This is a genomic window from Kitasatospora sp. NPDC015121, assembly GCF_055562955.1.
The window spans coordinates 170701-182950 of sequence record NZ_JBVHEH010000012.1; the positions used below are offsets into that span (position 1 = coordinate 170701).

Below are 12250 nucleotides of genomic sequence, written 5' to 3' on the forward strand. Positions count from 1 at the left end.
GCGCCGGTCAGATCCAGCCCAGCCGGGCCGCGTGCACGCCCGCCTGGAAGCGCGACTGCGCGCCCAGCGCCGTGGTCAGGTCGGCGACCAGGCGGCGCACCGTGCGGTCGGAGATCTCCAGCTTGCGGCCGATCGCCTGGTCGGTGAGGCCGGCCGCGAGCAGCCGCAGCACCTCGCGGTGGCGGTCGTCGGGGGTGGTGCGGCCGAGCAGCTCCGGCGGGACCCAGCTGGACGCCCAGAAGTGCTCGAACAGCTCGCGGACCACGCCGACCACCGCCGGGTCGCGGACCACCACCGCCGCGCTGCCCGGCGGCTCCCCGGGCGCGGGCAGCACGGCCAGGCCCGCGTCGACGACGATCAGCCACAGCGGCAGGGTGTGCGCGACCCGGATCAGCGCGCCGGCCGCGGTCAGCGCCTGGACGTGGGCCAGCACCGCGCCCTGGTGCAGGGCGGCGGCCGGGTAGATGGTGCGCAGCGTGACCCGGTGGGCCAGCGCGATCCGCTCCCGGGCGAGCTTCTCGGCCAGGCCGCTCTCGGACTGGTCCTGGCCGGGCCGCAGCGACAGCGCCTCGGTGCGGGCGCCCCGGGCGGCGTCCTCCAGCAGCGCGGTGACCCGGTCGGCGCCGCGGACCAGCTCGTGCGCGGTGCCGGTCTGCAGCGGCAGGTAGCGGGCGTGCAGGTGCTCGACCCGCTCGTGGGTGCGGCGGGCCTCGCCGAGCAGTGCGGTGAAGCGGCGGTCGGAGTCGGCGAGCAGCCGGCGGACGGCGGTGTCGATCGAGACGGCGGCCACCCCGCTGGTCGTCGCGGACGTCCGCCGCAGCAGCCCGAGGCCGCGCAGCTCGCCCAGCGCCTGCTCGAACTCACCCTCCTCGCAGTCGAGTTCGTCCCGCAGGGAGTCCAGCGACCGGCCGGGCTCGGCGAGCAGTCGGGCGTACAGGGCGGTGCTGGTCTCCACCCTCCGGGAGCCTAGGCCCGCGGCGCGGGGTGGACGGCGGCTTTTCAGCATCCGAGACGGCGGCTCCGGTGGCGGCCATGGCCTGATCCGGCGCGGCCCGGGGCCTTCGCCCGGCGGGCGGCGCCGCCCAGGATGGGCGGCATGGCGATCGACGAGTCTTCCGTGATCTGGTTCGACGGCGCGCTGGTGCCCTGGCAGGAGGCCCGGGTGCACGTGCTGACCCACGCGCTGCACTACGGCACCGGGGTGCTGGAGGGCACTCGGGTGTTCGAGACGGCCGACGGGCCCGCGGTGTTCCGGCTGGACGAGCACCTGGCCCGGCTGGAGCGCAGCGCCCGCATGCTGCGCATCGAACTCCCCTACAAGCGACATGAGTTGGCGGCGGCCACGGTCGAGTTGGTGGCGGCGAACGGCCACCGCTCGTGCTACCTGAGGCACCTGGCGTTCCTGGGCTACGGCTCGATGGGGCTGGACATGCGGCACTCTCCCACCAGCGTGTCGATCGCCTCCTGGGAGTGGCCGGCCTACCTGCCGACGGGGCGCGGGCTGCGGCTGATGACCAGCAGCTGGCGGCGGACCGACCCCAACTCCGTCCCGCCGGCGGCGAAGGCCACCGGCCCGTACCTGAACTCGGCGCTGGCCCGGCGGGAGGCGAGCGACGCGGGCTTCGACGAGGCGCTGCTGCTGGCGCCGGACGGCACGGTCAGCGAGTGCAGTTCGGAGAACGTGTTCGCGGTCCGTGACGGGGTGCTGCGCACGCCCCCGGGCAGCGCGGGCGCCCTGGAGGGGATCACCCAGGACACCCTGCTGACCCTGGCCCGGGACCTGGGCGTCGAGGTGCGGGTGGAGAACCTGCTGCGCTCGGACCTGTACGCGGCGGACGAGGTGTTCGTCTCCGGGACGGCGGCCGGAGTCGTGCCGGTGGCCTCCCTGGACAACCGCGAACTACCGTCCACCGAGGGCGAGTTGACCAAGCGGCTGGCGCGGGCGTACCGGGCCGCGACCAGCGGGGAGGACGCCCGGTACCGGCACTGGCTGACGCCGGTTCAGAGCTCGTAGACGGCTCCGGGCCGGGCCAGTTCGACCGGGCCGGGGAAGGCGGCGGCGGCGTCGAGGCGGTTGCGCTCCGGGTCGGTCCACGGCGGGATGTGGGTGAGCACCAGGCGGGCGGCGCCCGCCTCGGCGGCGTGCCGGCCGGCCTGGGTGCCGTTGAGGTGGATGGAGTCGAAGGTCTCCTTGCCGTCCGTGTAGGCCGCCTCGCACAGGAACAGGTCGGCGTCGCGGGCGAGTTCGACCAGGTCGGGGCAGACGCCGGTGTCGCCGGAGTAGACCAGGCTGCGGCCGCCGGCCTCGATCCGGAAGCCGTACGCCTCGCAGTCCAGGTGGTTGACCCGGGCGGCGGTGACGGTGAACGGGCCGAGCTCCAGCCGGGCGCCGTCGCTCAGGTCGCGGAAGTCGAAGACCTCGGTCATGCCGGGCTTCTCCGGCATGTCGTAGGCCCGGGCGAGCCGCTCGGCGGTGCCGGCCGGGCCGTGCACGGGCAGCGGGTCGGGGCAGCCCTCGACCCGGTAGTTGCGGGCCACCCAGTAGGCGCACAGGTCGACGCAGTGGTCGGCGTGCAGGTGGCTGAGCAGGATCGCGTCCACCTCGTACAGGCCGGCGTACTTCTGCAGCGCGCCGAGCGCGCCGTTGCCGAGGTCGACGACGAGGCGGTAGCCGTCGTGCTCCACCAGGTAGCTGGAGCACGGGGAGTCCACGGACGGGAAGCTCCCCGAGCACCCCACCACGGTCAGTTTCATGCCGAGCCCTTCCCGCCCCGTCGGGCCGTCGTCCGCGGCCGTCCGCCCCGCCTGCGGGCAGGGCGGGGTTCTCACGACTCCGTCGGTGCTTTGACTGTCGAGGGTAAGGGCCGGGCGGCACTTTGCCCCCTCTCCCGTGCCGGGCTGTGGGCGGAATCACCAGGACGGGGCGGGGGCGTTCGAACGGGCCCTAGCGGCGTCCGGGGCGGGCCCGGGCCCAGTCGTGGATGGTCCGCGGGTACCAGCGGGGGTGTCCGGCCGGGTCGACCTCGTCGGGTTCGGGCAGCAGTCCGTGCCGCTTGTAGTTGCGCACGGTCTCGGGCCGCACGTTGATGTGCCGGGCGATCTCGACGTAGGACCAGAGCTCTCGGCCGGGCATCGCGCCCACCTCCGGGATGACGGCGAACCAGTGGTGCGCCGCCAGCCTGGCGGGTCGGCCGGCGGCGGCCGGGGCGCGACCGGCGCGGTGGCCGTTCCGTGACGGACCGGTCACCCGGGACGGACAAATGCCGGGATGTCACAGCGGGCCGACCAGCCGATGATCGGACGGGCGGCGGCCGGACGGGCGGACGGCGCGGCCCCCGGGCCGGGGTGCCGCGCCGTCGGTTCCGCCGCTCGGGTCAGGCCCAGAGCTGGCCCTGCAGTGCCTCGACCGCCGCCTCGGTGGTCTCGGCGGTGTAGATGCCGGTGGACAGGTACTTCCAGCCGCCGTCGGCGACCACGAACACCACGTCGGCCCGCTCGCCGGCCCTGGCGGCCTTGCGGGCCACCCCGATCGCGGCGTGCGCGACCGCGCCGGTGGAGACGCCGGCGAAGATGCCCTCCTGCTGGAGCAGCTCGCGGGTGCGGGTGACGGCGTCGGCGGAGCCGACCGAGAAGCGGGTGGTGAGCACCTCGGCGTCGTACAGCTCGGGGACGAAGCCCTCGTCCAGGTTGCGCAGGCCGTAGACCAGGTCGTCGTAGCGGGGCTCGGCGGCGACGATCTGCACGCCGGGGACCTTCTCGCGCAGGTAGCGGCCGATGCCCATCAGGGTGCCGGTGGTGCCCAGGCCCGCCACGAAGTGGGTGACGGTGGGCAGGTCGGCGAGGATCTCCGGGCCGGTGGTGGCGTAGTGCGCGCCCGCGTTGTCCGGGTTGCCGTACTGGTAGAGCATCACCCAGTCGGGGTGCTCGGCGGCGATCTCCTTGGCGATCCGCACCGCGGTGTTGGAGCCGCCGGCGGCGGGCGAGGGGATGATCTCCGCGCCCCACATCCGGAGCAGCTCGCGGCGCTCCTGGCTGGTGTTCTCCGGCATCACGCAGACCATCCGGTAGCCCTTGAGCCTGGCCGCCATGGCGAGCGAGATGCCGGTGTTGCCGCTGGTGGGCTCCAGGACGGTGCAGCCCGGGGTGAGCCGGCCCTCCGCCTCGGCGCGCTCGATCATGCGCAGCGCCGGGCGGTCCTTGATCGAGCCGGTCGGGTTGCGGTCCTCCAGCTTCGCCCAGAGCGTGACCCGGCCGTCCTCGTTCCCGGGGATGGCGGCCGAGAGCCTCGGCAGCCGCACCAGGGGCGTGTTGCCGATGGCCTCGATCGGGCTGTCGTAGCGCATTACTTCATACCGCCGGCCACGGCCGGGAGGATGGTGACGCTGTCGCCGTCGGAGAGGGTGGTGGCGATGCCGTCCAGGAAGCGGACGTCCTCGTCGTTGAGGTAGACGTTGACGAAGCGGCGCAGCTCGCCGCCGTCCAGCAGCCGGGCGGCGATGCCGGGGTGGCGGGAGTCGAGGTCGGTGAAGAGCTCCCCGAGGTTTGCGCCGTTGCCGTCGACGGCCTTGGCACCGTCGGTGTAGGTACGGAGGATGGTCGGGATGCGGACCTCGATGGCCATGGCTGCGCTCCTGTGGAGTGGTTTCGGGTGCCGGGCCGGGCGGGGCGCGGCAGGGGGAAGGGCCCCGGGGCGCGGGGCGGTGCTGGCGGTGCTGTCGGGGCTCGCCGGTCGGTGCCGCCGGTCAGTGCGCGGCGGTGCCGGGACAGATCGCGCTGGCGAGCCGGCACAGGTCGACGTGCAGGCGCGCCACGAGGCGGGTGCCTGGGGCCTGATTGCTCACATCGACGGAACGCATGGACTCATCGTATAGATTCCCGACCCCGCTTTGACATGCGTGTCTCGGCATCCGGTCGGTGGCGTTCCGGGGAATGAGAAAACGGGCCGTTCCGCCGCGTGGGAGCGCTGCGGTCCGGCCCGTCGCCGGGCGGCGGGGGTCAGGCCCGGTAGGCCTCGACCACCTCGACGTCTTCTTCCGTGATCACGCCGTCCACGATGCGGAACGAGCGGAACTGGTAGGGGTCCTCCTCGCCGGTGCCCTCGGCAGTGGAGACCAGGACGTAGTGGGCGAACGGCTCGGAGGCGTAGCTCACGTCGGTGCGGGAGGGGTAGGCCTCGGTGGCGGTGTGCGAGTGGTAGACCACCACCGGCTCCTCGTCGCGGTCGTCCATCTCGCGGTAGAGCTTCAGCAGGTCACCGGAGTCGAACTCGTAGAAGGTGGGCGAGCGGGCCGCGTTGAGCATCGGGATGAACCGCTCGGGGCGCCCGGTGCCGGCCGGTCCGGCGATCACGCCGCACGCCTCGTCCGGGTGGTCGGCGCGGGCGTGGGCGACGATCCGGTCGCGCAGTTCTCGGGTGATGGTGAGCATGCGGCCAGGATAGCGAGGCGTCATTCGCCGCCCCCCGCGTGGAGGTGGGAGTCCGCTCCGGCGTGCAGGGCGGCCGGGTCGCGGCGGCGCAGGACGGCGTAGCCGACGGCCAGGCAGAGCGCCCAGCCGGGGAAGACGTACAGCGAGATCCGGGCGGCGGGGTCGATCGCGATCAGGACGCCCACCATGCCGAGGAAGGCCAGCGAGAGCCAGCGGCTCCAGTTGCCGCCGGGGGCGCGGAAGGACGGGGCGTGCAGCCGGCCGGAGCGCCAGGCGGCGCGGTAGCGGATCTGGCAGGCCAGGATGACGCCCCAGGTCCACAGGCCGCAGACGGTCGCGATCGAGGTGATGTACTGGAACGCCCGCTCGGGGACGCAGTAGTTGAGCACCACGCCGGCGCCCATCAGCAGGCAGGAGACGGTGATCGCGGCGGCGGGGGTGCGGCGGGCGTTGAGCCGGGTGAGCCGGCCGGGGGCCTGCCGGCGCAGGGCCAGGTCGCGCAGCATCCGGCCGGTGGAGTACATGCCGGAGTTGCAGGAGGAGAGCGCGGCGGTGAGCACCACGAAGTTGATGATCCCGGCCGCCGCCGGGATGCCGATCTTGCCGAACGCGGCGACGAACGGGCTGACGCCGGGCTGGAACTCGCTCCACGGCACCAGCGACAGGATGATCACCAGCGCGCCGATGTAGAACAGCGCGATCCGCAGCGGCAGGGTGTTGATGGCCCGCGGCAGGGTCTTCTCCGGGTCCTCGCTCTCGCCCGCGGTGACGCCGACCAGTTCGACGCCGAGGTAGGCGAACATGACGATCTGCAGGGTCATCACGGTGGCGCCGACGCCCTGGGGGAAGAAGCCGCCGTCCTGCCAGAGGTGGGTGATCGAGGCGGTGTCGCCGGCGTCCGAGAAGCCGAGGGTGAGCACGCCGACGCCGATCAGGATCATCCCGATGATCGCGGTGACCTTGACCATGGAGAACCAGAACTCGATCTCGCCGAACAGCTTCACCGAGATCAGGTTGGCGGCGTACAGCAGCAGCAGGAAGGCCAGCGCGGTGGTCCACTGCGGGATGTTGGGGGCCCAGAAGCGGACGTAGACGGCGGCGGCGGTGGTCTCGGCCATGCCGGTGACCACCCAGAACAGCCAGTACGTCCAGCCGGTGACGAAGCCGGCGAACGGGCCGAGGAACTCCCGGGCGTACTCGGCGAAGCTGCCGGACACCGGGCGGTAGGTGAGCAGTTCGCCGAGCGCCCGCATGATCACGAAGATCACCACGCCGGCCACCGCGTAGCTCAGGATCAGGCTGGGGCCGGCCTTGGAGATGGCGGTGCCGGCGCCGAGGAACAGGCCGGTGCCGATCGCGCCGCCGATCGCGATCATCTGGATCTGCCGGTTGCCCAGGCCGCGCTGGTAGCCCTCCTCGTCGGGGGCCGGCCCGGTCGCCTCGTCCGTCACCTGCTGCGCCATCCGCCCGCCTCGCCTCCCGGTCCGCGCCGGCCGGGCGGCCGACGGGCCCCGTCTTCCCGGGGAGGCAGCAGTGAACCATGCGAAAGGCCCGGAACGCCCGCAATCTGAGCGTTACCAGAGGAATCGGACAATATGAGCGAAACGCGGGAGGTCGGCGGTCAGCTCGGCGGCCGGTCAGTCGGTCAGCCGGTCAGCCCGTCATCACGCCCAGCAGGCTCTCCTGCATCGCGCCCAGCCACAGGTAGGCGATCACCAGCGGCTTGCGCGGGTCGGAGTCGGGCAGCCGGTACAGGCCCTCGTCCTCCTCCTCGCTGACCTCCAGCCGGGTGCCCAGGGTCAGCCGCAGGTCGTTCAGCGCGCCCAGCCAGCACCGGTAGTCGTCCGGCGCCACCCGGAGCACGCCGCCCCCGCCGCCCAGCCCGTCCAGGGCCCGGACCACCGCCAGCGCGTCCTCCCGCTTGCGGGCCCGCAGGTCCAGCTCGGTGTAGCGGCGGAACTCGGCGGCCCGCTCGGCGGTCCGCGGGTCCTCGGGCGCCTCCGGGCCGCCGTACGCGTCGGGGAACAGCCGCAGCAGCGCCGGGTCCTCGGGGGCCGCGCTGGGGCCCTCGGCGAACAGCGCGGCCAGCGGGTCGTCGCTCCCGCCGCCGGGCGGCGGCCCGATCAGCTCCAGCATCTGCACTTCGAGCGAGCGCAGGATGGAGGCCTCGAACTCGTCCAGCGCGATCGCCGCGCCCTCGCCCGCGCTCTCGAACAATCCGGCCATGGCTGTGGAATCAGTCCCTCGTGAGTGGTGGGTGACGGGCCGTCAGTCGTGCTGCAGGGTGGCCCACAGGCCGTAGCCGTGCATCGCCTGCACGTCGCGCTCCATCTCCTCGCGGGTGCCGCTGGAGACCACCGCCCGCCCCTTGTGGTGCACGTCCATCATCAGCCGGCGGGCCTTCTCCTTCGGGTAGCCGAAGTAGGCCTGGAAGACGTACTGGACGTAGCTCATCAGGTTGACCGGGTCGTTGTGGACGATGGTCACCCAGGGCGTGTCCGGCTCCGCGACCGGAACCCCCTCGACCTCCGGGCGCTCGATCTCCACCGGCGCGACACTCACAGTCCGTCTCTCCTCGTCGACCTCGGCTTCCCCCCGCCCCATGCTTCCATCCGAGGGACCGGGGAGCGAATCAGGGTGGCCCGACGCGCCCGGCGCGGCGTCCGACACGGCCCCCGGAAGGGAAATCGTCAAACTGACGCTAAGTGGTAGTAGCATCATCCCCATGGACGCCATCACCGCGCACCGCAGCTCCGCGCTGCTCACCGACCGCTACGAACTGACCATGCTGCAGGCCGCGCTGCGCAGCGGTGCCGCCCACCGCCGCTCGGTCTTCGAGGTGTTCACCCGCCGCCTGCCGAGCGGCCGCCGCTACGGCGTGCTGGCCGGCACCGGCCGGGTGCTGGACGCCGTCGAGAACTTCCGGTTCACCGCGCCGCAGCTCGACTGGCTGGCCGACCAGGGCGTGGTGGACGAGGAGACCCTGCGCTTCCTCGCCGACTACCGCTTCACCGGCAGCGTGCACGGCTACCCCGAGGGCGAGGCGTACTTCCCCGGTTCGCCGCTGCTGACCGTCGAGGGCAGCTTCGCCGAGGCGGTGATCCTGGAGACGGTGATCCTGTCGATCCTCAACCACGACTCGGCGATCGCCGCCGCCGCGTCCCGGATGACCGCCGCGGCGGGCGACCGGCCGGTGATCGAGATGGGTGCCCGGCGGGCCCACGAGCAGGCCGCCGTCGCCGCCGCCCGGGCCGCCTACCTGGCGGGCTTCGCCGCCACCTCCGACCTGGAGGCCGGCTTCACCTACGGCATCCCCACCACCGGCACCGCCGCGCACGCCTTCACCCTGCTGCACGACAGCGAGCGGGACGCCTTCACCGCGCAGATCGACTCGATGGGCCGCGACACCACCCTGCTGGTGGACACCTACGACCTCGGCGAGGCGGTCCGCACCGCCGTCGAGGTGGCCGGGCCCGACCTGGGCGCCGTCCGGATCGACTCCGGCGACCTGACCCTGCTGGCCCACCGGGTGCGCCGCCAGCTCGACGAGCTCGGCGCCACCGGCACGAAGATCATCGTCACCTCGGACCTGGACGAGTACGCCATCGCCGCGCTGGCCGCCGCCCCGGTCGACGGCTACGGCGTCGGCACCAGCCTGGTCACCGGCAGCGGCCACCCGACCTGCGCGATGGTCTACAAGCTGGTGGCCCGCGAGTCGACGCCCGGCGGCGAGCTCGTCCCGGTCGCCAAGCGCTCGGCCGGCGGCAAGACCAGCGTCGGCGGCCGCAAGTGGGCCGCCCGCCGCCCCGACCGGGACGGCGTCGCCGAGGCCGAGGTGGTCGGCACCGGCCCGGTGCCCGCCGAGCTGGCGCCGCACCTGCTGCAGGTCCCGCTGATCACCGACGGCGAGGTGGTCGGCCGCGAACCGCTGGCGGTCGCCCGCGAGCGCCACCGCCGGGCCCGCGCCGCGCTGCCGCTGTCGGCCACCCAGCTCTCCCGCGGCGAGCCGGTGATCGGCACCGAGCGGCGGGCCGGCTGAGCCCGCGCGGGGGCGGGGCGGCGCCATCGCGGCAGGGTTCGCCCGGCTTCGTCCCGCGGCACTTCCGCGCCGCCCCGGCACTGCCTAGAGTGCCAACCGCGGTACCGTCCGGGCCCGGCCCGGACGCCTTCCGACGCCACCCGACACCAGCGCGGCCGAGACCCCCGGGCTTTGGACCGCACCCGACTCCAACGAGAGAAGCCAGCCATGCACCGGGCCCTGATCGTCGTCGACGTGCAGAACGACTTCTGCGAGGGCGGCAGCCTCGCCGTCGCCGGCGGGGCCGAGGTCGCGGCCGCGATCACCGACCTGATCGCCGAGTCCGCCCCCGGCTACGCCCACATCGTCGCCACCCGCGACCACCACATCGACCCCGGTCCGCACTTCGCCGCCGAGCCGGACTACGTGCGCTCCTGGCCCGCGCACTGCGTGGCCGGCACCGAGGGCGTGGGCTTCCACCCCAACTTCGCCCCCTCGGTGACCTCCGGCGCGGTCGAGGCGGTGTTCTCCAAGGGCGCGCACGCCGCCGCGTACAGCGGCTTCGAGGGCTTCGACGAGCACGGCGGCACCCTGGCCGACTGGCTGAACGAGCGCGGCGTCACCGACGTCGACGTGGTCGGCATCGCCACCGACCACTGCGTCCGCGCCACCGCCCTGGACGCCGCCCGCGAGGGCTTCGCCACCCGCGTCCTGCTCGACCTCACGGCCGGCGTCGCCCCCGCCACCACCGCCACCGCGCTGGAGGAACTGCGGGCCGCGGGCGTGGAGTTGACCGGAACCCCCGTCGTCCGGAGCTGACGTCCCGTCGACTCCACCCCGGCGGCGGCCGGTCAACGCTCGGTGACCAGCAGCTCCACCACGTCCTCCCCGCCGAGCTCGTACGCCTCGGCCAACTCGCCGCCGAACGCGCTCCGTTCGGCGGCGAGCCGGGACGAGGAGACGTACACCACCCGCACGCCCAGGTACTCCATCCGGTGCTGGCCGCCGCGCACCCAGGCGGCCTCGCCCTCGCTGACGCAGCGCAGTTCGGAGTCGACCTCCACCGCGACCGCGGCCTCCGGCCAGTACAGGTCGGGCACCGCGACGTAGGTGCCGCCGCGCATCCGCAGCTCGGGGCCGGGCAGCGGCATGGGAAGGCCCAACTCGATCGCCAGCGCGGTCAGTTCGGCGAACGCGGCCTCCCGGCGCAGGGCCAGCAGCTCGTCCACCGCGGCCCGCACCCGGGGCGTCTCCAGCAGTTCGGCCTCGGCCAGCTCGGCCAGCAGCTGCTCGGCGGTGCAGCCGCCCCCGCGCTCCGCCAGCGCCTCGCGCAGCAGCGCCCGCAGCAGGCCCGGGCCGATCCGGCCGGACTCGAACGCGCCCTGCTCGGCCCACTCGCGGACCGCGTCCGCCACCGCCCGGGCCACCGGGGCGACCGCGAGGCCGTGCACCGACCTGGCCTCCAACTCCCGCCCGGTCCGCCGGATCCGGACCTGCCCGGCGTCCCGCAGCCGGCGCTGCCGGGGCACCAGCACCTCCACCCCGAGCACGGCCGGCAGCCGCGGCACCGACACGAACCCGTACAGTGCGAGCGCCGCCGCGCCGGTGATCACCGCGCCCTCGCGGCCCCCGCCCTCGGCCCGGCCGTCCTGCGCCGCGTACAGCAGCGCCGCCCACATCCGCTGCTCGGGCGTCGGCGCGCCGTCCTGCAGCAGGTAGACCCGTGGCAGCAGGCGCCGCCACGGTCCGCCGCTGCGGCAGTGCTCGCTCACCATGCGGGCGGGGACGCCGCGGGCGCGGAGCTGGCTGGCCGTCACCACGTTCTGCTGGCGGCGGGCGAGTTCTTCGAGGGACACGGGCTGCTGCGGAATCCGGTGGCTCATGCCTCCACGTTCCCCCGCGCCTCCGACACTCGACGCCCGACCTGACGACCTGTTACGCAACCGTCGTCAAACCGGGACCGCTCAGCACTAAAGTCCCCATACCCTCACCCATTCGGCGTATCGGGTGTTCACTCTCTTGCCGTAATAGATCGGACTTGTTTTCTACTATCCGATTTTCATCGGATCGACACAGCATTGCGACCCGACCGAGTCCGGGCCGCCCACCTGCGCGATCTGACCGCACGTGACCGACCCCACACCCACCGTGACACCCCCCGGCGTCGGCGACCGTCCCGAATTGCCTACCATCTGGCTCATGCCCCGCGACGAGACATCAGCCCAGCGCGCCGCCCGACTACGCCTCGGCCGCCTGCCCGGCTACGTCCGCCAACCGGATCCCGCCCGGCGCGGCGGGGAGGACGGACGTACGTACAAGAAGGGCTGGGAAGTCCGTTTCACGGCGCGCAGCGAAGAGGAGATAACCGAGATCCGGGAACTCGTGACCGCCGCCGGGTTCGCCCCCGCCCGGCCCTTCTTCAAGGGCCACCAGCTGATCCAGCCGGTCTACGGGATCGCCGCCGTGCAGGCCTACCTGGCCGCCCGGGAGACCGTCGAGGCCACCGAGCGCACCGTCCGGACCGACCACCGCGCCGCCGGCATCCCCGAGCAGACCCGCCGCGAGCCCGACAGCGTCGCGGCTGCGGCCCGCGCGGCGGAGGGTGCGGCGGCGCGGGCCGCGGCGGAGGCGGCGGCGCGGGCCGCCGGGGCCGCAGCGCGGGTCGCGGGCGCGGGGGGCGGGGCCGACGGGTCCGTCCGCTTCGACGGGCCGACCGCCCGGACCGCGCGCGAGCGCTGAGGAGCCGCCCGGCCCGCGGGGGCCCTGGGCGGCCTCCCGGGCACCCCGGCGGCCCCACAGGGCCAC

The 12250-nt window shown here is 73.9% G+C and carries 15 protein-coding genes; 4 read left to right on the plus strand and 11 right to left on the minus strand.

What is annotated here, in order from left to right; all coding sequences use genetic code 11:
• Positions 1-7: 7 nt before the first annotated feature.
• Entirely contained in the window at positions 8-955 is a 948-nt protein-coding gene (locus ACZ3J7_RS19540; protein WP_465622547.1) for a LuxR C-terminal-related transcriptional regulator, read from the minus strand.
• Between the two features lie 141 nt (positions 956-1096).
• On the opposite strand from ACZ3J7_RS19540, the gene ACZ3J7_RS19545 reads away from it, so the two are divergent.
• Positions 1097-2014: a branched-chain amino acid transaminase gene (locus tag ACZ3J7_RS19545; RefSeq protein ID WP_465622548.1), complete on the plus strand. Its 918-nt coding sequence runs from the start codon at positions 1097-1099 to the stop codon at positions 2012-2014.
• Here the strand turns inward: ACZ3J7_RS19545 and ACZ3J7_RS19550 are convergent.
• The 9 genes from ACZ3J7_RS19550 to clpS all read right to left on the minus strand — a co-directional run bounded on the left by ACZ3J7_RS19550 (position 2002) and on the right by clpS (position 7989).
• The gene (locus ACZ3J7_RS19550) at positions 2002-2754 is read right to left on the minus strand and encodes an MBL fold metallo-hydrolase (protein WP_465622549.1); all 753 of its coding nucleotides are present in this window, start codon (positions 2752-2754) and stop codon (positions 2002-2004) included. The two genes, ACZ3J7_RS19545 and ACZ3J7_RS19550, sit on opposite strands and share 13 nt — an antisense overlap.
• A 190-nt stretch (positions 2755-2944) precedes the next feature.
• The gene (locus tag ACZ3J7_RS19555) at positions 2945-3247 is read right to left on the minus strand and encodes a helix-turn-helix transcriptional regulator (protein WP_465622552.1); all 303 of its coding nucleotides are present in this window, start codon (positions 3245-3247) and stop codon (positions 2945-2947) included.
• A gap of 127 nt (positions 3248-3374) precedes the next feature.
• Positions 3375-4343, minus strand: a complete 969-nt coding sequence (locus ACZ3J7_RS19560) for a PLP-dependent cysteine synthase family protein (protein WP_465622555.1) — start codon at positions 4341-4343, stop codon at positions 3375-3377.
• Positions 4343-4621 carry a MoaD/ThiS family protein gene (locus ACZ3J7_RS19565; RefSeq protein WP_465622557.1) on the minus strand — a complete coding sequence of 93 codons (279 nt, stop codon included), beginning with the start codon at positions 4619-4621 and terminating at the stop codon, positions 4343-4345. The genes ACZ3J7_RS19560 and ACZ3J7_RS19565 overlap by 1 nt, the downstream gene beginning before the upstream one ends.
• A gap of 121 nt (positions 4622-4742) precedes the next feature.
• Positions 4743-4856, minus strand: coding sequence for a putative leader peptide (locus tag ACZ3J7_RS19570; RefSeq protein WP_318552237.1), 114 nt, complete (start codon positions 4854-4856; stop codon positions 4743-4745).
• A 139-nt stretch (positions 4857-4995) separates the two neighbouring features.
• A complete protein-coding gene (locus ACZ3J7_RS19575) occupies positions 4996-5427 on the minus strand; it encodes a M67 family metallopeptidase (RefSeq protein ID WP_465622560.1) in 432 nt (143 codons plus the stop codon).
• Positions 5428-5447: 20 nt separating this feature from the next.
• A complete protein-coding gene (locus tag ACZ3J7_RS19580) occupies positions 5448-6890 on the minus strand; it encodes an amino acid permease (RefSeq protein WP_465622562.1) in 1443 nt (480 codons plus the stop codon).
• A 190-nt stretch (positions 6891-7080) separates the two neighbouring features.
• Positions 7081-7653, minus strand: a complete 573-nt coding sequence (locus tag ACZ3J7_RS19585) for a DUF2017 domain-containing protein (RefSeq protein ID WP_465622564.1) — start codon at positions 7651-7653, stop codon at positions 7081-7083.
• A 42-nt stretch (positions 7654-7695) separates the two neighbouring features.
• A complete protein-coding gene (gene clpS, locus ACZ3J7_RS19590; protein ID WP_465622566.1) occupies positions 7696-7989 on the minus strand; it encodes an ATP-dependent Clp protease adapter ClpS in 294 nt (97 codons plus the stop codon).
• Positions 7990-8152: 163 nt separating this feature from the next.
• On the opposite strand from clpS, the gene ACZ3J7_RS19595 reads away from it, so the two are divergent.
• Complete coding sequence (locus ACZ3J7_RS19595; RefSeq protein ID WP_465622568.1) at positions 8153-9466, plus strand: nicotinate phosphoribosyltransferase; 1314 nt, start codon at positions 8153-8155, stop codon at positions 9464-9466.
• A 207-nt stretch (positions 9467-9673) separates the two neighbouring features.
• Positions 9674-10264 (plus strand): isochorismatase family protein, encoded by a 591-nt coding sequence (locus ACZ3J7_RS19600; RefSeq protein WP_465622571.1) that lies wholly within the window; start codon positions 9674-9676, stop codon positions 10262-10264.
• A gap of 32 nt (positions 10265-10296) precedes the next feature.
• On the opposite strand, the gene ACZ3J7_RS19605 is transcribed toward ACZ3J7_RS19600, so the two are convergent.
• Positions 10297-11328 carry a type IV toxin-antitoxin system AbiEi family antitoxin domain-containing protein gene (locus tag ACZ3J7_RS19605; protein WP_465622573.1) on the minus strand — a complete coding sequence of 344 codons (1032 nt, stop codon included), beginning with the start codon at positions 11326-11328 and terminating at the stop codon, positions 10297-10299.
• A gap of 316 nt (positions 11329-11644) precedes the next feature.
• On the opposite strand from ACZ3J7_RS19605, the gene ACZ3J7_RS19610 reads away from it, so the two are divergent.
• Entirely contained in the window at positions 11645-12184 is a 540-nt protein-coding gene (locus ACZ3J7_RS19610) for a hypothetical protein (protein ID WP_465622576.1), read from the plus strand.
• The last annotated feature ends 66 nt before the right edge of the window (positions 12185-12250 follow it).

Bases quoted from the DNA above. Each gene is read 5' to 3' on its own strand.
- ACZ3J7_RS19545 (WP_465622548.1), top strand. From the start codon at position 1,097: ATGGCGATCGACGAGTCTTCCGTGATCTGGTTCGACGGCGCGCTGGTG.
- ACZ3J7_RS19550 (WP_465622549.1), bottom strand. From the start codon at position 2,754: ATGAAACTGACCGTGGTGGGGTGCTCGGGGAGCTTCCCGTCCGTGGAC.
- ACZ3J7_RS19560 (WP_465622555.1), bottom strand. From the start codon at position 4,343: ATGCGCTACGACAGCCCGATCGAGGCCATCGGCAACACGCCCCTGGTG.
- ACZ3J7_RS19565 (WP_465622557.1), bottom strand. From the start codon at position 4,621: ATGGCCATCGAGGTCCGCATCCCGACCATCCTCCGTACCTACACCGAC.
- ACZ3J7_RS19570 (WP_318552237.1), bottom strand. From the start codon at position 4,856: ATGCGTTCCGTCGATGTGAGCAATCAGGCCCCAGGCACCCGCCTCGTG.
- ACZ3J7_RS19575 (WP_465622560.1), bottom strand. From the start codon at position 5,427: ATGCTCACCATCACCCGAGAACTGCGCGACCGGATCGTCGCCCACGCC.
- ACZ3J7_RS19580 (WP_465622562.1), bottom strand. From the start codon at position 6,890: ATGGCGCAGCAGGTGACGGACGAGGCGACCGGGCCGGCCCCCGACGAG.
- ACZ3J7_RS19585 (WP_465622564.1), bottom strand. From the start codon at position 7,653: ATGGCCGGATTGTTCGAGAGCGCGGGCGAGGGCGCGGCGATCGCGCTG.
- ACZ3J7_RS19595 (WP_465622568.1), top strand. From the start codon at position 8,153: ATGGACGCCATCACCGCGCACCGCAGCTCCGCGCTGCTCACCGACCGC.
- ACZ3J7_RS19600 (WP_465622571.1), top strand. From the start codon at position 9,674: ATGCACCGGGCCCTGATCGTCGTCGACGTGCAGAACGACTTCTGCGAG.
- ACZ3J7_RS19605 (WP_465622573.1), bottom strand. From the start codon at position 11,328: ATGAGCCACCGGATTCCGCAGCAGCCCGTGTCCCTCGAAGAACTCGCC.
- ACZ3J7_RS19610 (WP_465622576.1), top strand. From the start codon at position 11,645: ATGCCCCGCGACGAGACATCAGCCCAGCGCGCCGCCCGACTACGCCTC.